This window comes from Streptomyces oryzae (genome assembly GCF_017676365.1).
GTDB classification, from domain to species: Bacteria; Actinomycetota; Actinomycetes; order Streptomycetales; family Streptomycetaceae; genus Streptomyces; species Streptomyces oryzae.
In genome coordinates, this window is the sequence record NZ_JADKMA010000112.1 from 1 (window position 1) to 23287 (window position 23287).

The following is a 23287-nucleotide window of genomic DNA, read 5'->3' on the forward strand; positions in this document are numbered from 1 at the left end:
GTGGCGGCGCCTCGCGCCCGGGCGGAGCCGCGTGCCGCGGCGGTGCCTGCCGCTGGGGACGCAGCGGGTCTTCGCGCTGGTCCGGAACCTCGCGCCGCGGCAGGGCGGCGTGCCGCGGCGGAGCTTGCCGCTCCGGCGAAGCCCCGGGCTGGGACGGCCCTTTCGAGGGCGACGCCTGCGGAGGGAGCCCCTGCTGCCGCGGAGTCTCGCGCTGGGCCCGAGCCTCGCGCTGGGGCGGGGCCTCGTGCCGTGGCGGCGTCGTCCGGCTGGAGCCCACACCGGGCTGCCCCGACGGCGCCTGCGGCCCGGAGCCGGGGGCCTGGGGCCCCGGGCTGGAGACCTGCGGCCCGGGGGCGGGAGCCTGAGTCCCGGAGGCGGGAGCCTGGGACCCCGGGCCGGGGGTCTGCGGCCCGGAGCGGGGAGTCTGTGACCCGTAACCGGGGGCATGGGGCCCCGAGCCGGGCTCGTACCTCCCCGGGGCGGACGGGTGCTGGCCCCCGAGGGGCGTGTTCGGTGCCGGGGCGGAGGGGAGGGTCTCGGCCGGGCCGGCCGGCTGCCCGGCGACAGGCGCGGGGCTCTGGCCGCGCGGGGCCGGTGGCTGCTGCTGCGGCTGAGCGGCGGCCGGTGCCCAGGCCGCCGCGTACTGCTGGTGGAGGTCCGTGGCGATCTTGCGTACGGAGCGGACCAGCAGCGAGCGCTCGACCCGCCCCCGGCGGCGGCCCGCCAACTGCTCCGCGCCCACCGGGTCGTGCGCGAGCACCCCCATGACCTGCGCGCCCGCGCGGGAGGCGACCAGCATGTCGTTGACCTGCGCCGCGATCTTGGCGGCGCCCTGCGCCTCGGTGACCAGCAGCACACCCAGCAGCGGCTGGGCGAGCGGCGAGATGCCGCGTCCGGAGCCGTGCAGCCGCGACGTCAGGGCCAGCGCACGGTCCCGCACCCGGGCGATCTGCTCCGGCTCGTCCCGCGCGATCAGCAGCACCAGCGCGGCGTGCGGGAGGAGCGCGACGGAAGCGGACTCGGGACCGATCCGCCCGCAGTCGGCGATGACATCGGCGGCCAGCTGCGGGTGCGGCGAGTCCGCGAGGGAGGCGAAGGCGCGGCCCAGCGTGTCCCACTGTCCGGCCAGCCCAGCTGACTGCTCGGCATTGCCGAGCCCGACGAGGACTTCGAGCCCTCCGGAGAGCCGCTGTGTGTGGTCCCACAGCTGTTCGGCGGCGAGCCCTCTGCGCGCGGTAGCGGCCAGCGAGAGCAGCCCGGTGTTGGGGTCCAGCGGACGGCCGTCCGTTGCCGGGCTGCGGTAGACGAGGTCGCCGCCGGCGGTGTCCATCTCGGCCAGCAGTGCGCGGCGCGGCCACACCGCCGAGAGGGCGACGGCGGCCGTGGTGACCCCCGGTGCCCCTTTGTCGGCGGCGAGTGCGATCAGCGCCATCCGGCTACGCCTTTCCTTGGTGTCTTGTCGTCCCCTGCCGTACTGCCCCTCGTCGCTGCTGCGGTCGTGTCCCGCTGTTGCGGACGACGATGCTCCGCGGCGGACGGTTCCGCGGCCGTTCCAGTTCCCGCACTCTCGTGGCAATCGCCGCGATCGCTGCAATCGCTGCGCTCGTTCCGAGGCGTGAGCACGGCGCGGTCCGCCCGAGCGGTGCTGCCGTCAGCTTCCGCCGTCGGAGTCGAGAACGAGGGAGACCTCTCCGTTGGACGCGGCCGCGGTCAGCTCGGCGGCGTCGCTCTTGTCGACGACGACGGAGACGGGGAGGTTGCCGCTGGAGGCGAGGGAGTCGTCGGAGCCGGACTTGATCGACTGGACCTTGGCGCCCTCGGCGATCGTCGCGTTCCCGGAGCCGCGGTTGCGGCCGGACGCGTCGTCGCTGCTGCCGTCGGACGCGTCGCTGCCGCCCGAGCCGCTCTCGCGGCCCACGCGGTACGCGGAGACCGTGTCGCCCTCCTTCAGGCGCGGCGGATACTGCCCGCTCTTGAGCGAGAGCCCCACCACGGCCTTGCCGGCCGCCAGGCCCTTCTCCTTGGTGAGCATGCTGCCCACCAGCACCGTCCCGTCGACCAGATCGGCGGCGGAGCGGTACTTCTTGAGCAGCCCGCGCTGGTCCCAGCGCACGTACTTGATGTCGCTGTCCTCGGCGACCATCACCGATTTGATGGCCGAGTCCGGGATCGGCTGCCCCTGGGGGACCCGCTTGGTGAGAGCGATGGCCTCGACCCGGTCACCGGCCCGCATCACCAGGACGGTCGCGCCCAGCGCGCCGAGCAGGACGAGGAGAACGGCGAGCGCTGCGAGCGCGGGCTTGCGTTCCCGTGGTGGGGACGGAAGCCGGTCCCCAGCCGGTGCGGTGAGTGCTGCCCCGCGTCCGACCCCGGCGGAGCTCCGCTCCTGGGTCTTCACCTCACCACCCCCGTGTAGTGGTCTTTCCCCGTGTTCTGGTCGTTGTGCGTCTCACGTCGTGCCACGTCGAGAACCTGCCCCGTGCCGACATGCCGCTACCGCCATGTCGGACATACCCCCGCGTACCAACAGGCGACCACGTCTTGTAAATCCCGGGCACAGTATCAACACCCCCCGACCCCCTCAAGGCGGATCCGGAGGCCCACAGGGGCCGGGAGCCGGGGCCGGCGGCGGTAGCTCTTGACGGTGCGGTTCGCACCTGTTCGAGTACGGTGTCAGGAAGGCGTCAAGATCGCGCCACATTCCATCAACAGAGTTCGTCATAGGTGTGCCGGGAAGTCTGGTCGGCGGTACGGGGCCCTCCCCGTATCCCTGCACGCGCCGATCCTGGAGAAAGAGCCGCCCATGACACCACCCACCGCAGACCAGAGCCACGACCAGCAGAGCGGGCAGCGGAGCGGCGAGCAGACCGACGAGCAGAACGGGCAGCAGCAGGAGGCCGCCGCCTCGCTCTTCGCACGTCCCTCCGCGCGCGAGCGCAGACTGCTGTCGGACATGCTCCGCACCGAGACCGTCGGCGGAACGGTGCTGCTGGTCGCCGCCGTGGTGGCGCTGATCTGGGCCAACACCCCGCTCGGACATCTGTACGAGACGGTGCGCTCCTTCCACTTCGGCATCCCCGCGCTGGGCCTCGATCTGTCGGTGGAGCACTGGGCGTCGGACGGCATATTGACGATCTTCTTCTTCGTCGCCGGTATCGAGCTGAAACGTGAGCTGACCGTCGGCGAGCTGCGCAGGCCGGCCGCCGCCGCACTCCCCGTGGTCGCGGCGGCCAGCGGCATGGTGGTGCCGGCGCTCTGCTATGTCGTGGTGAACGTCTCGGCCGGCGGCAACCTGCACGGCTGGGCCGTGCCCATGGCCACCGACATCGCCTTCGCGGTCGGCGTGCTCGCGGTGATCGGCACGAACCTGCCCTCCGGCATCCGCGCCTTCCTGCTCACCCTCGCCATCGTCGACGACCTGGGCGCGATCATGGTGATCGCCGTCTTCTACACCTCCACCCTCAACTGGATGGCCTTCGGCGGCGCCGTCGCCGGGCTGATCGTCTTCCGTGTCCTCCACGTCAACCTGCGGCTGCGCGCCTGGTACGTGTACGTACCGCTGGGCGTGGTCATCTGGGCGCTGATGTACAACAGCGGCGTGCACGCCACCATCGCGGGCGTCGCGATGGGCATGCTGCTGCGGGTCAAGCCTGACAATCCGGACGATCCGGAGAGCCTTTCCCCCGCGGAGCGCATCGAGCATCTGGTCCGGCCGCTGTCCGCGGGCTTCGCCGTGCCCGTCTTCGCGCTGTTCTCGGCAGGTGTCAGCGTCTCGGCCTCGGCGCTCAGCGAGACCTTCAGGCAACCCGAGGCCCTCGGGGTGATGCTGGGCCTGTTCGCCGGCAAGTTCATCGGCGTCTTCGGCGGCACCTATCTGGCCGCACGCTTCACCCGCGCCCGGCTCAGTTCCGACCTGGCCTGGGCGGACGTGGCCGGGGTCGCGATGCTGGCGGGTATCGGCTTCACGGTCTCCCTGCTGGTGACCGAGCTGGCCTTCGATGGCGCTTCCGTCACCGAGCACACCAAGGCAGCCGTCCTGCTGGGCTCACTGCTCTCCGCGCTGGTCGCCTGCGTGATGCTGAAGATGCGGGACGCGAAGTACCGGGCGCTGTGGGAGGACGAGACCCGCGACGAGGACCAGGACTCGATACCCGACATCGACCAGGAAGTGGACCCCGTCCGCCGCCCCACGGAGGCCGCCCGCCGGGCACGCGAGCGGGCACAGGAGCGGGAGCGTGCGCAGGAGCGGGAGCGTGCGCAGGAGCGGCCGCAGGAGCAGGCACAGCAGCAGCAGGACGGCACGGGCCCGGAAACCGATTGACCGGCGATCTGCCGTCGTTAGGCTCCAGCGCATGGATGGAGCACAACGCGTCGCCAAGCAGTTGCGGGAACTGGGCGCGAACGGAGAGATCCGCGAATTTCCGGTGCCGATGCCCACTGCTGCGGCCGCCGCCGAACAGCTGGGGTGCGACGTCGGCGCGATCGCCAACAGCCTGGTCTTCGCCGTCGACGGGGAACCGCTGCTGGTGGTGGCCAGCGGGGCGCACCGGGTGGACACCGGGCTGGTGGCCGCACTGCTGGGTGTGGGCAAGCGGAAGATCCGGCGAGCGAGCCCGGAGTTCGTCACCGAGGCCACGGGTCAGGTGGTCGGCGGGGTCGCTCCGCTCGGGCACGAGAAGCCGCTGCGGACGCTGGTCGATGTGCGGCTGGAGGATTACGGGGTGGTGTGGGCCGGCGGTGGTGACAAGTACACGATGTTCGCCACGGATTTTGCGGAGCTCGTGCGGATCACGGGAGGGCTAGCGGCGCGGGTCGGCGGCTGAGGGGGTGCCCCTGTCTGTGGGCGGCCGACTGCGGGTGTGTTTTGGTTGTGGGGGCACCCCCTGCTCGAAGAGCTTGGGGGAGCAGTTCCCCGCGCCCCTTCGGGCGCAAGGTTCTGTCACCGCACCGGCCCCAGTGTCAGCCGCAGGAAGCGGGGCCGGTAGAAGTTCACGTTGCGGTGAATGGCTTCGCCGGAGCCGAGTTGGTTCACGTCGTAGCTGATCAGCAAGCCCTCCCCGGTGGGGGACGCGAATTCCGGGTGGGCTTGGGGGTTGTACGGCACCACGCCGGCCGACGCGCCGCCCTCGGGAAGGGGCGGCTTCGCCACCCGACCGGGCCCGTGCCAGGGCCCGGTCGGCGCGCAGGCCCAGTACGAGACGACGTCCGTGATCCCTCCCCCGTCCGGCGCCCCGGCGTCCATGGTCAGCAGCAGCCAGCTGTCCTTGTGCCGTACGACCGCGTAGGTGCCGGTCGCGCCGCGCTGCACCGTTTTGCCGACGAGTATCGGCTGCGACTTCGCGGGGTCGTCCTGCCAGCCGCCGCCCTCGTCCGCGGGGCCCGCCCAGTACTGCCACGCTTCCGCGTCCGCGAGCCCGCCGCGCGGCACGCGGGCGACGTGCGCGCGGGACGCCTTGCCGCTGACGCTGCCCTCGTCGGCGCCGAAGACGTAGGTCCACTCGCCCCGGGTGACCGCCGAGGTGCCGTACAGCACGCGGCGTTCGATGTCGGCCTGTTGCGGCCGGTGGACTGGCGCGATGCCCTCCAGCCGCAGATCGGGCAGCGAGAGGGTCGCCACCTCGGTGGCCCGTGGCACCCCGAAGATCCACGGTGGCTGCCCCGCCTCGCGCTGCCACAGCAGTACGCGGACGACCTGCTGGGCCGACCCCGGGGTGCGCGGCTCCACCACGGCCTGTACCGGCCAGCGCCACACCTCGCGCCCGTCGCCGGCCGCCGTGCCGGGGAAGAGGGCCGTGGGGCGGGTGTCGGTGCCGCCGAGGAGCGTCCGCTCGAACTGCCCGTTCTCGGACATGACCAACCCCGAGTTGCGCACCCAGACCGCGTCGGGTGGGCGGCTGTGGTCGGCGTTCACCCGGTCGAGGAAGGTGTCGGCGGACAGCCACAGCGTCCGGCCGTCGGGCAGCCGCACCGAGCGGGTGCCGTCGCCGCCGGTCCAGTCGTCGAGCCTGCTGTTGTCGTCGCCGTACCGGGCCGGCTCCCGCGTCATCCGGTCATCGGTGCGCCAGCCGGTCACCCGCGCCCCGGAGCAGCCCTCCCGCTGCTGCTCGTCCTCCGGTACCGCCGCCAGCGCCCCGACCAGCACCAGCGCAGCCAGCACTCCGGCGCCGAGCCGCCACCGGGCGCTCCCGCGTAAGCCGTTCCCCTGCCCCTGCCCCGCCATCGGCCACAGGTTAGTCGCCGCCCTGCTGTAAGAGGTGCACACGGCGGGAGGGCCCGCGCGAGCTCCACCGGTCACGTCCTAGAGTCACGCCATAGAGTGCTGGCGACGAAGCGCATGGCAGACCGGGGGCGAGAGAGCATGGCGAGCGCGGCCGAGAACGACGACGAGGCGCGGCCCGCACACGACGACGCCGACGCCGCGTACGGCGAAGCCCTCGTGCTCGCCGAACTCGCCCCGCGTGAACTGTGGTCGCGGGTCGCGCTGATCGTCGGACTGTGCGTCGGGGGCGGCTTCCTCGCCTCCGGGATCTACGACTACACCCACGTCGGCCGCCCCAAGGGACTCGCGGCGAACCTGTCGCTCGGTGTCGGCGCCGCGCTCGTCCCGGCGACACTCGCGCTGCTGCTGACGCTGCGCGGCAAGAGCCGCGACCGGCGCAGGCTGATCGAGCTGTACGGGGTCGCGGACCAGCGGGGCAAGAGCGAGCAGGCGCTGCGCGGGCGGCGCGCGGGGTGGATGACGGTATGTGTCCTCGCGCTGTGCCTCGCGTTGATCTTCCTCGCCGGGGGGCTCGGCCAGGCGTTCTCCTCCGATCCGTACGAGGAGCCCGACCCCACCGTCTACGGCGCCCTGCTGGCGTGGGGCGCGATCATGACCGCCGCGGGCTGTGCGGGGATCGCCAAGGCCCGCCGTTTCCGGCCGAACGGCAGCGCCATCGGCGGCAGTTCGGCGCAGCCCCGGCTGATGCGGTCCTCGGCCCGCCTCGCTCCCGGCGCCGGGCTCTACACCCGGCTCGGCTCCCGGCCCGCGGCCCCGCACCGGCTCAGCCCCCGGCTGCACGCGCGGATCGAGCGGCTGTCCGAGCCGGCGGCCGTGGCGCTGGCGACGGCCGTGACGCTGGTGGGCTGCGGGCTGGCCGCCGCCACCATGCTGGTGCCCCGGTATGTGGGCGGCGGCAGACCGCTGTTCTGGGTGCTGATGGTGCTCACCGGCGGCTATCTGTTCTGCCTGCTGATGGAGTTGACGCACTATGGGCCGCGGCGCCGCTATCTGCTGCTCGTCATCTTCGCGGGCATAGCCCTGATGCCGATCTCCGCGTACGGCTACTCCACCTCCGTGCTGCTGGAGCGCGGTGAGTGGGTGCACGTCGAGGTGACGGCGGTGCACCACCACGCCAAGGGCGGGCCCACCTGCGATCTGCGTCCGTCGGGCAAGGGGGGCGCCGTCTCGGACGACGACCTGGACATCTCCTGCGACGGAAACGAGGCCGGCGACGCCCTGTGGGTCTACGCCGACCCGCGGGGCGAGGCCGCGCCGCTGCGCTCGCAGCCGACCGGCCTGACGGGCTTCTTCGTCGGCTGGGGCATCACCAGCGGCGTCCTGGTGAGCTGCGCCGTCGGCGCGGCGCTCTACGGCCACCGGCGCCGCAGGGAGCTGGGCCTGAACACGAGGGATACGACGGAGACTACGGAAGGGAACCGCTGATGCCGACCGAGGCGAATGAGCCGAACGAGGCGACCGGCGCGACCGAAGACGCCCCCACCCACACCGAAGACGCCCCCACCCACACCGTCTACCCCGACCTGGCGGGCAAGGTGGCGGTGGTCACCGGGGGTTCCCGCGGCATCGGCGCCGAGACGGGGCGGGCGCTGGCCGCGCAGGGTGTCGCCGTCTGCCTGGTCGGGCGGGACCGGCCCGCGCTGTTCCAGGTCGCCGAGAGCATCGGCAAGCAGGGCGGCACCGCGATCGGTGCCGTCGCCGATGTCACGGACGCGGCGGCGCTGGACCGGGTGGCCGAACGGGTCGCCGACGAGCTGGGCCCGGTCGACATCCTCGCGGCCTTCGCGGGCGGCCAGGGCGCGCCCACGCCCGCGCTCGAACTGACCGAGGACCGCTGGCGCCAGGTCCTCGACTCGGAGCTGACCTCGGCGTTCCTCACCATCCGCACCTTCGTGCCCGGCATGGTCGAGCAGTTCAGCGGCAGCGTCCTCACCATGTCCTCGGCCGCTGGCCGCCAGCCCAGCCAGGCCAATCTCGCCTACGGTGTCGCCAACGCGGGCCTGACCATGCTCACCCGCCAACTCGCCACCGAGCTGGGCCCGCAAGGCATCCGCGTCAACTGTCTGGCACCCACCGCGGTCCGCACCGAGAAGGTCGCCGCCAACATGTCCAAGGAGCTGCAGCACAAGGCCGCCCTGCGGCACCCGCTGCGCCGACTCGCCGACCCGGCCGACGTCGCCTCGGCGGCCGTGTTCCTCGCCTCCGACGCCGCGGGCTATCTGACGGGCGTCACCTTGGACGTGGCGGGCGGCCGGATCACCAACTAGAACTTCGCCGTCCGTTCACCTGGACAACACCCTGGTGCGCGCCCGCAGCTAGCGCCGGGCGGATTCGATGGCCGAGGTCCCGATGATTCGAGTTGAGGGGTGGACCTTGTCCTCATCACTGTCCCGAAGAGATGTACTCCGCACCAGCGCGTTCGGCGGGCTGGGCATCGTGGTCGCCGGCAGCCTGGACGCCATCGCGGCTCCCGCAGCCGCGGCGGTCACCCGCAGTGCCGGCGGCTACGGCAAGCTGGTCCCCGACCCGGCAGGCCTGCTGTCGCTGCCGGAGGGGTTCAGCTACCGGATCGTCGCCGAGGCCGGTGTGACGAAGCTGGAGAGCGGTGAGCCGACGCCGTCCGACCCCGACGGCACCGCCTGCTTCGCCCGCGCCGGGGGCCAGGGCTTCGTGCTGGTCAACAACCACGAGAACGACGGCAAGGAGGCCGACCTCGTGCCGCCGCTGCCGGGCCTGACCTACGACCCGGGCGCCGGGGGCGGCACCACCAACATCGTGGTCGACGCCGACGGCAAGCGCGTGAGCGAGTATGTGAGCCTGGCCGGTACGCACAACAACTGCGCCGGTGGCCGCACCCCCTGGAACACCTGGCTGACCTGCGAGGAGACCGAGCAGCGGGCCGGTGGCGCGTATCAGAAGGACCACGGCTACGTCTTCGAGGTCGACGCGTTCGACCGCGAGGCCAACGCCGATCCGGTGCCGCTGAAGTTCCTGGGCCGCTACTCGCACGAGGCCGTCGCCGTCGATCCCCGTGGGCCCATCTACCTCACGGAGGACGCCAACGACCCGCACGGCCTCTACTACCGGTGGACGCCGCCGAAGAACTACCGCCCCGGCAAGGGCGCCCTGCGTGCCCTCGCCCTCTCCGAGGGCGGTGCCACCGCGGGCCGCCTCCAGGCCATGAGCTGCTTCAAGGGCACCCGGCACATCGCCGACCTGTCCGAGGCCACCCGGACGGGCACCCGCTACAACGTCAAGTGGGTCGACGTACCCGACCGCGATGCCGCCGACACCTCGGTCCGCAAGCAGTTCAAGCCCGGCCAGGTGACCGCCAGCCGCAAGCTGGAGGGCGCCTACTGGGCCGACGGCGGCGCCTACTTCGTCGCCAGCTTCGCCCGCGCCGACGACGGCAGCGCCAACGAGCACGACGGCCAGGTCTGGTTCTACGACCCGGCAACGGAGACGGTGACGCTCAAGACGATCTTCGGCGTCAACCCCGACCCCGACGCCGACACCAACTACGACGGCCCCGACAACATCGTGGTCGACCCGCACGGCGGCCTGATCCTCGCCGAGGACGGCGACGGCATCCAGCACCTCGTCGGCGTCACCGCCGAGGGCACGGCCTATCCGCTGGCCCGCAACGACCTCAACGACAGCGAGTTCACCGGCCCGACCTTCAGCGACGACGGCCGCATCCTCTTCGCCAACATCCAGTCCCCCGGCCACGTCTTCGCCATCACCGGCCCCTGGGACAAGCGGCGCCGGTAGGCATCTGCTACCCGGACTCCCGGCGGCCGTGAGTGTCGGCCGGCCCGCAACCGGCCGCATGCTCACGGCCGCTGCCGGGACGCACCCCTTGACTTGAAGTCCGATTCAACTTCTACGGTCGGTCCCGCCGCGTCAGCTCAAGCCACGAGAGACAGAGGAACCGGCCATGGAGTACTCGCACAGCGATGCCGAACTGGTCCAGCAGCCCATCGGGTACTGGAGTTGGGCGGCGTACAACGCCGTCGTCAGCCGCACCCGGGGGGCGCTTGCCGGGATCGGTACCACCCAGCCTCAGTGGTGGGTCCTCGCGCAGGTCGCGCGCGCCGAGAGTGTGAAGACCCGCGCGGAGGTGTCCGGCCTCCTGCGGAACTACCTCGATACGGGCCCGGAAGTCATGGAGTCCGAGATCGACCGGACCATCGCCCAGGGGTGGCTCGCCGAGGACGCACAAGGGCACCTGGGCATCACGGCCGAGGGGCGGGCGTTCTACGAGAAGGCCGCCGCCCTCCAGGACGAACTGTGGGCGGAGCGGCACGCGGGGATCTCGGACGAGGAGTATCTGACGACCCTCAAGGTGCTCCAGCGGTTCATCCACAACACCGGCGGGAGTGCCTGGCACCACTAGGTGATTGCCCCCAGGGCGGGTGAAGCGCTGCTCGGGGGTGAACCCGAGCAGCGCTTGAGCGGACCGGTTGCTTCACGCCTGCTTTCGATAGGTGCGGAAGGCGCGCGTGGACAGCAGGCCCATGACGAGGGCTGCCGCCGCGAGCAGGCCCAGGTGCCCCCAGACCGTGGTCCAGTCGGTGTGGGTACCCATCGCATCCCGGGCCGCGACGACTGCCCATTCCATGGGGTTGTAGTCGGCGACGCCACCGACCCAGCCCGGGGCGAGGCCGAGGTCCATCACGGCCGAGCTGAGGAACATCAGTGGCAGCGTGGTGAATTGGGAGATCGCGATGAGTGTCGCCTGCTGGCGGGTCAGCAGCGCCACTGCGTTGGACAGTGCCGAGAAGGTCAGGGTCAGCAGCACCGCGGCGAGCAGGGTGATACCCACACCGGCGGCGCCCCCGGGAAAGCGGGCGCCGGCGGCCAGGGCGATGGCGACGATGACCAGGCTTTGGATGAGCGTCTGGATCGCCTGGTAGGTCATGGTCGCGAGCACCATGGCGCCCCGGCTGGCGGGGGAGGTGAGCATCCGGTCCATCACGCCGCGGTCGATGTCCTGTAGATAGGTCGTTCCTGCCCACGCGCTCGCGAACAGCGCGGTCATCATCACCACGCCCGGCGTGAGGAACTGCAGGAAGCCGCCGCCTGCGTGCGTGAATCCCGGCAGGTCCACCACCGAGCTGAACAGCTGTCCGAACAGCAGCAGCCAGATCACCGGCTGCACCAGGCCGATGACGAGGAAGGTCGGCATCCTCCGGAGGGAGCGCAGCAGCCGACCGGTCAGGAGCGCGGCGTGCGTGAGCACGGTCAGTGGACGCGCGCCGGTGAAGTGCGGGTGTGCGGTGGTCACTTCGGCACCTCCAGGGCCTTCGGGCCTGCCTCGGCGTCGAAGCTGTGGCCGGTGTGCCGCAGGTAGACGTCATCGAGCGAGGGCCGGGCCAGAGTCGCGGAGGTCACGGCCATGCCCGCTTCCTCAAGGGCGGCCAGTACGGGTGGCAACGCCCGGGCACCGTCATCGGTTCGGCCACGGACGGTGCTCCCGTCCAGGGTGACGTCCCGCAGCTCGGGCACTGTCCGCAGGACGGCGAGCGCCCTGCTGTCGGCCTGAGGCAACTCGATGTGCACCGCATCACCGCGCAGGCCGCTCTTGAGTTCGTCCGGGGTGCCGGCGGCGACCACCGTGCCGTGGTCGACGATCGCCAGCCGGTCGGCGAGGTGATCGGCCTCCTCCAGATAGTGCGTCGTCAGCAGCACCGTCATCTGCTCTTCCCCGGCCATCCGCGCGATCTCGCCCCACATCTCGCTGCGGGCGTGGGGGTCGAGCCCGGTCGTCGGTTCGTCGAGGAAGAGCACCTGGGGACGGTGCATCAGGCCGAGCGCGACGTCGAGCTTGCGCGCCATACCGCCGGAGTAGGTCCGCACCAGCCGGTTCGCGGCGTCGGCCAGGCCGAACCTGCTGAGGAGTTCGCGGGCGCGCGCCATGGCATCCCCGCGGGACATTCCGTGCAGGCGTCCGGCGAGCAGCAGGTTCTCGGTCGCGGTGCCCGTCGGGTCCGTGCCGGACTTCTGCGACACGTACCCGATCGCCCGGCGCACTTGTTCCGGCCGCGTCGCCGCCTCGACCCCGGCCACGCGAGCCGAGCCCGAGTCGGCCGCCGAGAGCGTCGAGAGGATCTTCACCGTGGTCGACTTGCCGGCCCCGTTCGGCCCGAGCAGGCCGAACACGGTCCCCTTCGCCGCGGAGAAGCTCAGTCCACGCAGCGCCGTGATGGACGGCTTGTTCCTGCCGGCCGGATAACTCTTGACCAGATCGACGGCTTCCACAGCCGGATCTGCCACGTGGGCAGCACCCATCGTCACACCCCTTGTCAGGACTTGGTGTGACTCCCACCTTCCTGGTGTCACCGGACACGAGGAGGCGCGATGGCGAGGGCTGGACCCTACGGTGAGTAGTCGTCGCAGAGGCTAGCACACGAGCACCAGCAGAGCCCGGTGTCGACCGCGGAAGTCCGCTTCGACATAGGGCAGTTCATCTGCGACGCGCCTGCGTTCGGTGCCGGCATTCCTTGCCGCTCGGGCGTCACCCCCTCAACGGGTGAGCGCGGGGCGGGGACCTCGACGGTATGGCTCGCGACAGCTCCCATTGCATTGGTCCGGTAGGAGGCCGCCTCGCCCGTGCGGCGGATGCGACCACTACCCTCGACCGACGCCTGGGGCTCAGGGCGCTGGCGACGATCGACGCGTAGGTCATCGCACGCCTGGATCGGAGTCTCCCTGTGCTGAAGCAGATTCTGCGCGCCACCGCCGTGGTCGCTCTCATTGCCGCGGTCGCGACCCCGGTTGCGGTCGCTGCTCCCTCACCCGAAGCCGCACCCGGTGCCCCGGCCGCCGTCGCCCGTACCTCTGTCCTCAAGGGCCAGGCGCGGCTGGGCTACCCCGTCGCCGAGGAAAAGGTGCGGGTCACCGTCAATGCTCACTCCACCTTCGCCGAGGGCAGCTTCCCCACCCGTTCCTGGGGCACCTTCCGCATCTCCCACGTCATCGACGGCCGCAACTACTGGGGCGACTTCAAAGTCGACTGCCTCACCACCGGGGGCCCCACCGCCACCGTGACCGGCAGACTCGTCCGCACGAGCCCCGGCCACCCGTGGCGGACCCAGCTGGACCCGCATACCCGCATGGGCGTCAGCTTCTACGTTCCCCACCACGGGAAAGCCCGCGCCGGGCTGTCCGGTGCGACGGCCAAGCGAGCACCCCTGCTGAGCAAGTGCATGGCACCCGCCGCCGACATGCCGGTCGTCGAGGGCGGTTACACCCTGCGTGACCGGACCACGCAGTCCGGACCGACCGCCCGCCCCTGATAACTGCGGGTTTGTTGCGGGCTGGTCGCGCCGTTCCCCGCGCCCCTTCGGGGGCGCGGACTACGCTTCAGCGGACCGCTTCATCTCGGCGACGAACGCCGCCCAGGCCGGAGTTGGAAACACCAGAGGCTTGCGGGCAACGTCCTTGCTGTCACGAACCGGAACGACGCCGGGGAACCCGTCCGCCACCTCCACGCAGTCGCCGCCCTCCTGGTTGCTGTAGCTGCTTGCGCGCCAGCGCGCGCCGTGCAGATCCACCATGGTGCTCGCCTTTCGCCGCGTCGGCAGTGCCCTCGCCTGTCCGTTGAAGACTGCGGGGTTGGATGTGGCTGGTCGCGCAGTTCCCCGCGCCCCTTCGGGGCGCGGCCTACGCTTCAGCGGGACCGCTTCACCTCGGCGACGAACGCCGTCCAGGCCGGAGTTGGGAACACCAGCGGTGTGCGGGCCGTGTCCTTGCTGTCACGCACCGGGACGAGGCCGGGGAAGCCGTCCGCCACCTCCACGCAGTTGCCGCCGTCCGGATCGCTGTAGCTGCTTGCGCGCCAGCGCGCGCCGCTCAGATCCACCATGGTTGTAGCCTTCCGCTGCTTCGGCGATCATCCGCGCGGACATCGGCTCGGGAAGTGAGTCCGCACGCAACTGATCGTAGACATGGTTGAACTTCTCCACGTCATCCGGTTCTTCAAACAATTGTCCGTGCCCGGCACCCTCTGCGTACGCCACTTCGGTCCCATCCGGCATCGTCAGCAGCGTGAGTGATCCGCCCTGCATGGGGTGCGCTCCTACTGCAAACGGGAGCACCTGAATCTGCTGCCTGTCGCACGCCAGTCGCACACGGTTCAGCTGCTCATGCATCGTCTTCTCGCCGCCTACCCGACGCGCGAGTACGGCCTCGTCGAGCACCACGCAATACGTAGGGGCATTAGGCCCCTTGAGCCGTTCCTGTCGCTCAAGGCGGCTTGCGATGCGTTCCTCAAGCATCTCTGGGCTCGTCACCGTGCGGCCGTACCGCAGTACCTCCCGCGCATACGCCTCCGTCTGAAGAAGTCCCGGCACAGCCTGCGACGCGTACTCCCGGATGATGGCCGCCCTCGCCGCAAGTTCCATGAACCGCTGCACCCAGTCCGGGAAGCTCTCCCGATACACATGGGGCCACAGGTCCATCAGCAATCCGTCGGCGCCGACCGCGAGGTCGATGGCTTTGGTCAGTTCCCAGGTCGGGCGGGCTCCCAGGGCGCACTCGAGTTGGGCGATGCGGCCGGGGCTGACGTAGACGCGCGCGGCCAGCTCCCGCTGCGTCCAGCCGCGTTGTTCCCGTAGGCGTTTGAGGTGGACACCGTAGAGGGCGGCCATGCTCGATGTCGGGTCCAGTTGACGTTTGGCCATGGGCTCACCCCGGCTGGCTACTCAGCAACGAATAAAGCTGTCAGTGCTGTTGAGACTACTTGCAGTCACGCACGCTTGGTGGCGGTAACCGGCAATTCCAGCAAGAGGACAAGTCATGGAGAGTCCGCGTCCGGCGTGTCAGGACTGCGAATGGTTCCGCATGATGATCAATCGCGCGGCGGGGGACCCGAAGCCTCGGGCCGACCTGGAGGCGCTGTTCGGCGCGCATCTGCGCCGCAAGCACAGCGGCGATGAGCGGCGCGGGCTGCGGAGCCTGTGACGTGTGGGCCGAGGGCGACAGGGTGCGGGATGTGCAGACGGGCCGGCCGGGAACGGTGGTGCAGGTGACGGGCCCGGCGCCGTTCATCTACCGGGTGCTGGTGGAGGGGGACGGGAGCGGCGGCGGGGCGCCGCTCATGATCTATCGCTATGGGGACCAGCTGCGCCGCGCGGCTCAGCCGGCGCCGTCTTCGGGGCAGCCGCCCGCGCCAGGTCGTCCAGCGCGTCGGTGAGGAGTTCGGCGGTGCGGAGGGCGACGGGCGGTGGGTGGTCGGCGTGTTCGGACCAGTGGGCCAGCGCCTCGTGCACGGCGTTCCACTCCAGCGGCTCGCTCTCCCGGACGGCCGGGACGGCGGCGGAGATGTCGGAGGCGAGGGCGGCGGAGAAGTCGGCGGCCCAGGGGTCGGGCCGGAAGCTGGGGTGGGGACCCGGAAGATGGGCCTCCAGCAGCATGCAGGCGCGGCCCATGGTCACCAGCGCGGACTGCGCTTCGCTGGCGGAGCGGCGGGAGAGGCGGGACACCCGGCCGTGCTGGCGGACCGGTTCGGCCTCGGCGCGGCTGAGGGTCTCCTCCCAGTCCTGCCGGGCCGCGCGGGTGTCGAGCAGGGCTTCGCGTACCCGGCGGGGGGCGTGCACGGCGGGCTGCGCGAAGGCGTCCAGTACGGCGGTGGCGTACCGTCCGGTCGCCGCCAGCCAGTCCGCGAGCCGGTCGCGCAGCAGCGGGGTGTGCCAGGCGGGGAAGAGGGCGTAACTGACCATGGCGAGCACCCCGCCGAGCGCGGTGAGCCCGGCGCGCTCGTAGGCGGTCTGGTACCAGTCGGCGCCCAGGATGCCGAGCAGGAAGATCACGTAGGCGCCGGTCCAGAGGGAGGCGATGACGTATCCGGTGTTGAGCAGCAGATACATCAGGCCCACGCTCACGGCAGCCAGCGCGGCGCTGAGGTAAGGGCCTGGCCCCGCCAGCGCCATCACCGTCCCCGCGACGGCGACGCCGACCAGGGTGCCGACGGCCCGCCCGACGCCCCGCTCGTACGTGCGGGAGAAGTCGGGCCGCAGCACCATGACGGCGGTCAGCGGCACCCAGTAACCGTGTGCGGGCGGCAGGGACTTGCCGATCAGATAGCCGACCGAGACGACGCCGCTGACCCGCACCGCGTGCCGCAGGATCGGCGACTTCCAGTGGAGTTCGCGGCGCAGGGCGCGCCAGGCGACCGGCACCAGACCGGCGAGGGTGGGCATGTGCAGATGGCGTTCGCGGGCGAGCGCGTGCCCCGCGGCGGGGGTGTGCTTGCCGCCGGCGGCCTTGTGGCGGGCCCGTTCGGCCTCGAGCGCCGCGGCCTCCTCGGCGGCGACCTCCTCGGGGTCGGGGCCGTAGGGTCCGTCCAGGCTGGCGTCCGCCAACGGGGGCTGGTCGGGGAAGCCGCGGCGGCGGCCCTCGCGGTCGGCCACATGCCAGGTGACCCGCGCGAGCACCCCGCCCTTGGTGACCTCGACGGGTTCCTGCGCGGCTTCCACGGCGTCGTCGGTGAGGGCGATCAGGCGCAGGGCCGCACGCCGCGCGGGGCCGCTGAGCACGGGGCCTGTCTCGGGGACCCGGAGTACGTCCAGCGCCCGGTCGGGCAGCCGGACGCGTTCGCCGCGCCGTACGGCGCGCGCTGTGGCGTCCAGTACGGTCGCGGCGGCGGCCAGCAGTTCGCGTACCCGGTCCCGTTCGGGGCCCACCATGGGTGCCCCGCCCACCACCGGGTCGGCGAGGGAGGCCAGCACCGGGCGGAAGCGCTCGGCCATCACCCGGTAGCCGTGCAACTGGCGGGGCCTGCGCCGGGCCTGACGCGGGGTGACGGCAGCGGCGCTGCGGGCCTCCATCAGCGGCTCGGGGTCGAAGGGCGCCATCGGGTCGTGCCGCAGCCGCCGCGCGTAGTCCGATACTCCGGCCAGCGCGTCGGCCAGCGCCTCGCGCCGCTCGCCCCAGGGCCGGATGGGGAACAGCACGATCAGCGCGGCCTGTACGACACCGCCGGTGGCGATCAGCGCGGCGTGGCCGAGCGCGCCCAGGCTGCTGGTGGGCAGGTGGACGGTGATGAGCATGACGGCGATGTTGAACGCCGCCACCACGCCGGAGGTGGGGCCCACGCCCCACGCCATCCCGGCCAGGAACGACCACAGCGCGAGGAGCAGTACGAAGGCCCACGGCACGCCGATGAGCAGGTAGCCGAGGAAGGTGGAGACGGCCAGCCCGGTCGCCGCCGCCAGCGCCAGCACCGGCCGGGGCCGCCAGCTGCGCTGGAAGGTCGCGATGCCGGAGGCGAAGGCGCCGAACGCGCTGGAGACCGCCAGTTGCGGGGTGCCGATCAGCAGCGCCAGCCCCACCACCAGGCCGACTCCGCATGCGCCGCGCAGCGCGGTCAGCGGTGTGAGGGAGGTCCGCTCCACGGACAGTCCTGAACGGGCGGTTTCCTTCAGCGCCCGGAGCCAGGGCAGTGGTGCGGCGAGCATGTCTCGACCCTATCTAAGGCGGACGTTTCGATTCCGGCTCGCCTGTATTGGCTGTTCCGGGAGGGGCTGCCCCTTGCCGGCGGCAGAGACAGCCCCTCGCCCCTTCGGGGCGCCTAATGATTGCTCGGGAAGCCCAGGTTGATGCCTCCGCTGTCGGCGGGGTCGGGCCAGCGGGTGGTGATGACCTTGCCTCGGGTGTAGAAGGCCACGCCGTCATTGCCGTAGATGTGCAGATCGCCGAAGAGGCTCTGCTTCCAGCCGCCGAAGGAGTGGTAGCCGACCGGGACGGGGATCGGCACGTTGACGCCGACCATTCCGGCCTCGACCTCCAGCTGGAACCGCCGGGCGGCCCCGCCGTCCCGGGTGAAGATGGCGGTGCCGTTGCCCCACTTGCTGGAGTTGATCAGCGCGATGCCCTCGTCGTACGTCTCGGCGCGTACGACGCACAGCACGGGGCCGAAGATCTCGTCGTCGTAGGCGGCCATACCCGGCGCGACCTTGTCGAGCAGCGAGACGCCGAGGAAGAAGCCGTCCTCGTGGCCTGCGACGCTCAGCCCCGTGCCGTCGACCACGACCTCGGCGCCCTGCGCGGCAGCGCCGGTCACATACGAGGCCACCTTGTCGCGGTGCTCCCTCGTGATCAGCGGGCCCATCTCGCTGGCCGGGTCGTCGCCGGGGCCGATCCGCAGCTTGCCGGCCCGCTCGGCGATCTTGCCGACGAGTTCGTCGCCGATCCCGCCGACGGCGACGACGACGGAGACCGCCATGCAGCGCTCACCGGCGGAGCCGTAGGCCGCGTTGATGGCGTTGTCCGCCGCGTGGTCGAGGTCGGCGTCGGGCAGCACCATCATGTGGTTCTTGGCGCCGCCGAGCGCCTGCACCCGCTTGCCGTTGGCGGTGGCCTCCGCCTGGATGTGCTTGGCGATGGGGGTGGAGCCGACGAAGGAGACGGCGGCCACGTCCGGGTGGGCCAGCAGCCGGTCGACGGCGACCTTGTCGCCGTTGACGACGTTGAGCACGCCCTCGGGCAGCCCCGCCTCGGCGGCGAGTTCGGCCAGCCGGTAGCCGGCCGAGGGGTCCTTCTCGCTCGGCTTGAGGACGAAGGTGTTCCCGCAGGCGACGGCCAGCGGGAACATCCACATAGGCACCATCGCGGGGAAGTTGAACGGGGTGATGCCCGCGACCACACCGACCGGCTGCCGGATGGCGGAGACGTCCACCCGGGTGGAGACCTGGGTGGACAGCTCGCCCTTGAGCTTCTCCGGGATGCCGCAGGCCAGCTCCAGGATCTCCATGCCGCGCGCGACCTCGCCGAGCGCGTCCGAGTGCACCTTGCCGTGCTCGGCGGTGATCAGCCGGGCGATCTCGTCCCGCCGCGCGTCCAGCAGTTCGCGGTACTTGAACAGGAACGCGGTGCGGGCGGCCAGCGAGGACTGCGACCACTGGGCGTATGCCGTCCTGGCGGCGGCGACCGCCGCGTCCACCTCCTCGGCCGAGGCGAGGGCGACCTGGGTGGGCTGCGCCCCGGTGGCCGGGTTGTAGACGGGGCCGAAGCTGCCGGAGGTCGACTCCACCGGCTTGTTGCCGATCCAGTGGCCGAGGGTCTTCATGGGGAGGGGACCTTTCTTGGTACGGGAAACATCGAGAAGGCTCACAACTGGCGCCCGGGAGGGCTCGGAGGGCCCACAACTGGCGCAGGGAGGCTCACAAGTGCCGCCGCTGCCGGGCGCGTTGCCGCTCGTACTCCTCGCGGGCCCGGCGCGCCGCCGGGCGCTGCGAGGTCTCGGCGACGGCCACGTCCCACCACGCCTGCGCTCCGGGCGCCGGAACGTCCGGCTCCGGGTCGGTCTCCACGTAGACGCAGCTGGGCCGGCCGGAGGCGCGCGCCGCGGCCAGCGCCTCGCGGAGCTGGTCGCAGTTCGCGGCCCGGTGCACCTCCATGCCGAGCGAGGCGGCGTTGGCGGCCAGATCGACCGGCAGCACATCGCCGGTGTAGCCGCCGTCGGCGTCCCGGAACCGGTAGGCGGTGCCGAAGCGTTCGCCGCCGGTCTGCTCGGAGAGCCCGCCGATGGAGGCGTAGCCGTGGTTCTGTACGAGGACGACGTTGATGTTGACGCCCTCCTGCACCGCGGTGACGATCTCGGTCGGCAGCATCAGATACGTACCGTCCCCCACCAGCGCCCATACCGGGCGGTCCGGCGCCGCCAGCCGTACCCCGATGGCGGCCGGGATCTCGTATCCCATGCAGGAGTAGCCGTACTCGACGTGGTACTGCCGCGGGGAGCGCGCGCGCCAGAGTTTGTGCAGGTCGCCGGGCATGGATCCGGCGGCGTTGATGACCACGTCCTCGTCGCCGACGACGGCGTCGAGCGCGCCGAGCACCTGCGTCTGCGAGGGGCGGGCCTTCTCGTCCAGCGGGTGCGGCGCGAACGCCTCGGCGACGGTGCGCTCCCACGCCTGCTTGCCGCGCCCGTACTCGGCCTCGTGGTCGGGCGGGACCCGGTGCCCGCGCAGCGCGCCGGCCAGCGCCTCCAGCGCGGCCCGCGCGTCGGCGGTCAGAGCGAGTCCGCCGAGCTTGTGCCCGTCGAAGGCGGCGATGTTGAGGTTGAGGAAGCGGGTGGCGGGCGCGAAGAGGGTGCCGGAGGCGGTGGTGAAGTCGGTGTAGCGGGTGCCGACGCCGATCACCAGGTCGGCGGTGCGGGCCAGTTCGTCGGCCACGGCGGTGCCGGTGTGGCCGATGCCGCCCACGTCGCAGGGGTGGTCGTACCGCAGGGACCCCTTGCCCGCCTGGGTGGAGGCCACCGGGATGCCGGTCATGTCGGCGAAGGCGCGCAGCGCTTCCTCGGCCTCGCTGTGGTGTACGCCGCCGCCCGCGATCAGCAGCGGGCGCCGCGCTGCCCGTACCGCCGCAGCGGCCTCGGCCAGCGCCTCCGGCTCGGGCACCGGCCGCGCCACCCGCCACACCCGCTCGGCGAAGAACTCCTCGGGCCAGTCGTACGCCTCGGTCTGCACGTCCTGCGGCAGCGCCAGGGTGACGGCGCCGGTCTCGGCGGGGTCGGTGAGCACCCGCATGGCCTGGAGGGCCGCGGTGATCAGCGCTTCGGGGCGCAGCACCCGGTCGAAGTAGCGGGAGACGGGCCGCAGCGCGTCGTTGACGGAGATGTCGCCCGCGTACGGCACCTCCAGCTGCTGGAGCACCGGGTCGGGGACGCGGTTGGCGAAGATGTCGCCGGGCAGCAGCAGGACGGGCAGCCGGTTGATGGTGGCCAGCGCGGCGCCGGTGGTCAGATTGGTGGCGCCGGGGCCGATGGAGGTGGTGACGGCCTGCGTCGAGAGGCGGTTGCGCTGGCGGGCGAAACCGACCGCGGCGTGCACCATCGCCTGCTCGTTGCGGCCCTGGTGGAAGGGGAGCGGCGCGCCCGCCCCCTGTCCGCTCTCGACCAGCGCCTGGCCGAGCCCGGCGACGTTGCCGTGGCCGAAGATGCCCCAGCAGGCGTCGATGAGCCGGTGCCGTTGCCCGTCGCGTTCGGTGTGCTGCGCGGTGAGGAAGCGCACGAGGGCCTGCGCGACGGTCAGCCTGACGGTGGTCACCTGGCGCCCTCCTCGGTCTGCGAGTCGTCCCGTGCTGCTGCGGATTCCTTCGCTTCGTACAGCGGGAGCCTTGGATCCACAGGCTGATCGGCCCATGTGCCACGAATCCACGCGTGATCTGGATGGTCGCAGATAAGCCAGGCACGATCCACCCCAGGACCGGCCATCACATTCAGGTAGTACATGTCGTGCCCCGGCGCCGCAATGGACGGGCCGTGCCAGCCGTCCGGGATCAGTACGGCGTCGCCGCTGCGGACCTCGGCCAGCACATCGGTGCCCTTGCCGTGGCCGCTGGGGGTCACCCGCTGGTAGCCGAGCCCTTCGGTGATACTGCCGTCGGGGGCGTGGTGCGGGGCGATTTCGTAGTAGTAGATCTCCTCCAGCTCGCTCTCCACCCCCTCACGGTGCTCGTCGTGCTTGTGCGGCGGATAGGAGGACCAGTTGCCGCCCGGGGTGAGCACCTCGACGGCAATGAGCCGGCCGGCCTCGAAGCTCTGCTTACTGTCGCCTCCGGCGGTGGCAGCGGCGGCGAAGTTGTTGACCTGCCGCGAGCACTGCCCGCTGCCGCGCAGCTCCACCGGCACATCGGCGGCGGCGCCGTAGCGCACTGGCAGCCGCTGCTCGCAGCGCGCTCCGGTGAGCGCGAACCGGCCGCCCGCCGCGCTGGCGATCCGCACCTCGGCGTCCCGGGGCACGTATGCGAAGTCGCTGACCGCGGTGAAGACGCTCTCCCTGCCGTGCAGTTGCAGGGTCTGCCCCTCGGCCTCGACGGTGCAGCCGCCGCTGAGCGGCAGCACGATCCACTCGCTCTCACCGGCCGGGAACGTATGGGACTCCCCAGGCCCCAGCTCCAGCACCCGCAGCGCGGAGTAGCCCCAACCCGCGCTCTCGGGGCTGATGTCCAGCGCGTACGGGCCCGAGGCCGCGCTGCCGGCCCGCAGATGGAAGCCGGGAGGGAAGTCGGTGGTGCGGTTCACCTCCTCAGTGGTGCGGTTCATCTCTTCGGCGGAGCGGTTCATCTCCTCCAGCCCCTTTCAGAGCAGTCCGACGGCGGTGTCCACGGCCGCGCCGACGTCGCCGCCGGCCGGATAGAGCAGCGAGCGCCCGACGACCAGCCCGCGCACGGTCGGCAGGCTGAGGGCCTTGCGCCACTTCTCATAGGTGCCCTCCTGGTCGCCGTGCACCTCGCCGCCGAGCAGGACGACCGGCAGTGTCGAGGTCTCGCACACCCATGCCATGTCGTCCGGGTCCTCGGTGACCGGCAGCTTGAGCCAGGTGTAGGCGGAGGTGCCGCCCAGCCCGGAGGCGATGGCGACGGACCGGGCCACGGCAGGCCCGCTCAGATCGTTGGCCACCTTGCCCTCCACTCTCCTGCTCATGAAGGGCTCCACGAAGACCGGCAGCCGGCGCGCCGCCATCTCGTCCACGGCGCGGGCGGCGGAGTACAGCGTGTGCAGCGAGCCCGGGTCGTCGTAGTCGATCCGCAGCAGCAGCTTCCCCGCGTCGAAGCGCATCCGTTCGATGTCCTCGGCGCGGTGCCCGGTGAAGCGGTCGTCCAGTTCGAACGAGGCACCGGCGAGCCCGCCGCGGTTCATCGAGCCGAGCACCACCTTGTGCTCCAGCGCGCCGAGCAGCAGCAGGTCCTCGAGTATGTCCGCGGTGGCCAGCACCCCGTCGACGCCCGGCCGGGACAGCGCGAGGACGAGGCGTTCGAGCAGATCGGCGCGGTTGGCCATGGCGAGCTCGTCGCCGCCGACGCCCAGCGCGCCGCGTGCCGGGTGGTCGGCGGCGACGATCATCAGCCGCTGGTTCGCGTCCACCAGCGGCCGGCGCGCCCGCCGCGCCGCCGCCTCGGCGATGGCCTCCGGATGCCGGGTGCGTACGTCCGCCAACTCGGAGATGCTGACACTGCTGGGGGTCAAAGGGGGCTCTCTTTCGGGGCTGTCTCTTATACACA

General features: G+C 71.7%; 20 protein-coding genes. 7 read left to right on the forward strand and 13 right to left on the reverse strand.

The genetic code is table 11. The annotated features are described in order from the left end of the window. A partial coding sequence (locus tag ITI46_RS34925; protein ID WP_247746332.1) for a hypothetical protein occupies nt 1–1432 on the reverse strand: 1432 nt, incomplete at its 3' end. A 219-nt stretch (nt 1433–1651) separates the two neighbouring features. After that, nucleotides 1652–2398, reverse strand: coding sequence for a hypothetical protein (locus ITI46_RS21060; protein ID WP_209241244.1), 747 nt, complete (start codon nt 2396–2398; stop codon nt 1652–1654). A gap of 555 nt (nt 2399–2953) precedes the next feature. Here ITI46_RS21060 and nhaA point away from each other — a divergent pair. Both nhaA and ITI46_RS21070 read left to right on the forward strand, forming a co-directional pair. Further along, a complete protein-coding gene (gene nhaA / locus ITI46_RS21065) occupies nt 2954–4321 on the forward strand; it encodes a Na+/H+ antiporter NhaA (RefSeq protein ID WP_247746336.1) in 1368 nt (455 codons plus the stop codon). A gap of 31 nt (nt 4322–4352) precedes the next feature. Further along, nucleotides 4353–4823, forward strand: coding sequence for a YbaK/EbsC family protein (locus ITI46_RS21070; protein ID WP_209241246.1), 471 nt, complete (start codon nt 4353–4355; stop codon nt 4821–4823). Nucleotides 4824–4939: 116 nt separating this feature from the next. Here ITI46_RS21070 and ITI46_RS21075 read toward each other — a convergent pair whose 3' ends face one another. Next, the gene (locus ITI46_RS21075) at nt 4940–6220 is read right to left on the reverse strand and encodes a DUF5005 domain-containing protein (protein WP_209241247.1); all 1281 of its coding nucleotides are present in this window, start codon (nt 6218–6220) and stop codon (nt 4940–4942) included. A 138-nt stretch (nt 6221–6358) separates the two neighbouring features. Here ITI46_RS21075 and ITI46_RS21080 point away from each other — a divergent pair, with 138 nt between their 5' ends. The 4 genes from ITI46_RS21080 to ITI46_RS21095 all read left to right on the forward strand — a co-directional run bounded on the left by ITI46_RS21080 (nt 6359) and on the right by ITI46_RS21095 (nt 10676). After that, nucleotides 6359–7705, forward strand: coding sequence for a hypothetical protein (locus tag ITI46_RS21080; RefSeq protein ID WP_247746333.1), 1347 nt, complete (start codon nt 6359–6361; stop codon nt 7703–7705). Beyond that, on the forward strand, nt 7705–8547 hold the full coding sequence (locus tag ITI46_RS21085; RefSeq protein WP_209241249.1) for an SDR family NAD(P)-dependent oxidoreductase: 843 nt from the start codon (nt 7705–7707) through the stop codon (nt 8545–8547). Before ITI46_RS21080 ends, ITI46_RS21085 begins: the two co-directional genes overlap by 1 nt. Nucleotides 8548–8653: 106 nt before the next feature. Further along, nucleotides 8654–10051: an alkaline phosphatase PhoX gene (locus ITI46_RS21090; protein ID WP_247746334.1), complete on the forward strand. Its 1398-nt coding sequence runs from the start codon at nt 8654–8656 to the stop codon at nt 10049–10051. 166 nt (nt 10052–10217) lie between these two features. Beyond that, the gene (locus tag ITI46_RS21095) at nt 10218–10676 is read left to right on the forward strand and encodes a MarR family winged helix-turn-helix transcriptional regulator (protein ID WP_209241251.1); all 459 of its coding nucleotides are present in this window, start codon (nt 10218–10220) and stop codon (nt 10674–10676) included. A gap of 72 nt (nt 10677–10748) precedes the next feature. Here ITI46_RS21095 and ITI46_RS21100 read toward each other — a convergent pair whose 3' ends face one another. Together ITI46_RS21100 and ITI46_RS21105 are read right to left on the reverse strand one after the other, a co-directional pair. Further along, nucleotides 10749–11567 carry an ABC transporter permease gene (locus ITI46_RS21100; protein ID WP_209241252.1) on the reverse strand — a complete coding sequence of 273 codons (819 nt, stop codon included), beginning with the start codon at nt 11565–11567 and terminating at the stop codon, nt 10749–10751. Beyond that, nucleotides 11564–12571, reverse strand: a complete 1008-nt coding sequence (locus ITI46_RS21105) for an ATP-binding cassette domain-containing protein (RefSeq protein WP_209241253.1) — start codon at nt 12569–12571, stop codon at nt 11564–11566. Before ITI46_RS21105 ends, ITI46_RS21100 begins: the two co-directional genes overlap by 4 nt. Nucleotides 12572–12993: 422 nt before the next feature. Between ITI46_RS21105 and ITI46_RS21110 the strand changes: the two genes are divergently transcribed. Continuing rightward, nucleotides 12994–13578: a hypothetical protein gene (locus ITI46_RS21110; RefSeq protein ID WP_209241254.1), complete on the forward strand. Its 585-nt coding sequence runs from the start codon at nt 12994–12996 to the stop codon at nt 13576–13578. Nucleotides 13579–13638: 60 nt separating this feature from the next. Here the strand turns inward: ITI46_RS21110 and ITI46_RS21115 are convergent, their stop codons facing one another. From ITI46_RS21115 to ITI46_RS21150, 8 genes are all read right to left on the reverse strand, one after another. After that, nucleotides 13639–13839, reverse strand: coding sequence for a DUF397 domain-containing protein (locus ITI46_RS21115; RefSeq protein WP_209241255.1), 201 nt, complete (start codon nt 13837–13839; stop codon nt 13639–13641). Between the two features lie 113 nt (nt 13840–13952). Continuing rightward, nucleotides 13953–14081, reverse strand: coding sequence for a DUF397 domain-containing protein (locus tag ITI46_RS21120; RefSeq protein ID WP_307808259.1), 129 nt, complete (start codon nt 14079–14081; stop codon nt 13953–13955). After that, on the reverse strand, nt 14038–14964 hold the full coding sequence (locus ITI46_RS21125) for a helix-turn-helix domain-containing protein (protein WP_247746335.1): 927 nt from the start codon (nt 14962–14964) through the stop codon (nt 14038–14040). Before ITI46_RS21125 ends, ITI46_RS21120 begins: the two co-directional genes overlap by 44 nt. A 414-nt stretch (nt 14965–15378) precedes the next feature. Next, a complete protein-coding gene (locus ITI46_RS21130; protein ID WP_209241257.1) occupies nt 15379–17739 on the reverse strand; it encodes an FUSC family protein in 2361 nt (786 codons plus the stop codon). Nucleotides 17740–17852: 113 nt separating this feature from the next. After that, nucleotides 17853–19349, reverse strand: coding sequence for a CoA-acylating methylmalonate-semialdehyde dehydrogenase (locus ITI46_RS21135; protein WP_209241258.1), 1497 nt, complete (start codon nt 19347–19349; stop codon nt 17853–17855). A gap of 94 nt (nt 19350–19443) precedes the next feature. Continuing rightward, nucleotides 19444–21330, reverse strand: a complete 1887-nt coding sequence (gene iolD / locus ITI46_RS21140) for a 3D-(3,5/4)-trihydroxycyclohexane-1,2-dione acylhydrolase (decyclizing) (protein ID WP_209241259.1) — start codon at nt 21328–21330, stop codon at nt 19444–19446. Then, nucleotides 21327–22328, reverse strand: a complete 1002-nt coding sequence (gene iolB / locus ITI46_RS21145; RefSeq protein WP_209241262.1) for a 5-deoxy-glucuronate isomerase — start codon at nt 22326–22328, stop codon at nt 21327–21329. The genes iolD and iolB overlap by 4 nt, the downstream gene beginning before the upstream one ends. A gap of 36 nt (nt 22329–22364) precedes the next feature. Beyond that, complete coding sequence (locus tag ITI46_RS21150; RefSeq protein WP_209241260.1) at nt 22365–23252, reverse strand: Cgl0159 family (beta/alpha)8-fold protein; 888 nt, start codon at nt 23250–23252, stop codon at nt 22365–22367. Nucleotides 23253–23287 lie beyond the last annotated feature (35 nt).

Coding starts and splice junctions, on each gene's coding strand:
- nhaA (WP_247746336.1), top strand. CDS start 2,954: ATGCTCCGCACCGAGACCGTCGGCGGAACGGTGCTGCTGGTCGCCGCC.
- ITI46_RS21070 (WP_209241246.1), top strand. CDS start 4,353: ATGGATGGAGCACAACGCGTCGCCAAGCAGTTGCGGGAACTGGGCGCG.
- ITI46_RS21075 (WP_209241247.1), bottom strand. CDS start 6,220: ATGGCGGGGCAGGGGCAGGGGAACGGCTTACGCGGGAGCGCCCGGTGG.
- ITI46_RS21080 (WP_247746333.1), top strand. CDS start 6,359: ATGGCGAGCGCGGCCGAGAACGACGACGAGGCGCGGCCCGCACACGAC.
- ITI46_RS21085 (WP_209241249.1), top strand. CDS start 7,705: ATGCCGACCGAGGCGAATGAGCCGAACGAGGCGACCGGCGCGACCGAA.
- ITI46_RS21095 (WP_209241251.1), top strand. CDS start 10,218: ATGGAGTACTCGCACAGCGATGCCGAACTGGTCCAGCAGCCCATCGGG.
- ITI46_RS21105 (WP_209241253.1), bottom strand. CDS start 12,571: ATGGGTGCTGCCCACGTGGCAGATCCGGCTGTGGAAGCCGTCGATCTG.
- ITI46_RS21115 (WP_209241255.1), bottom strand. CDS start 13,839: ATGGTGGATCTGCACGGCGCGCGCTGGCGCGCAAGCAGCTACAGCAAC.
- ITI46_RS21125 (WP_247746335.1), bottom strand. CDS start 14,964: ATGGCCAAACGTCAACTGGACCCGACATCGAGCATGGCCGCCCTCTAC.
- ITI46_RS21130 (WP_209241257.1), bottom strand. CDS start 17,739: ATGCTCGCCGCACCACTGCCCTGGCTCCGGGCGCTGAAGGAAACCGCC.
- ITI46_RS21135 (WP_209241258.1), bottom strand. CDS start 19,349: ATGAAGACCCTCGGCCACTGGATCGGCAACAAGCCGGTGGAGTCGACC.
- iolB (WP_209241262.1), bottom strand. CDS start 22,328: ATGAACCGCACCACTGAGGAGGTGAACCGCACCACCGACTTCCCTCCC.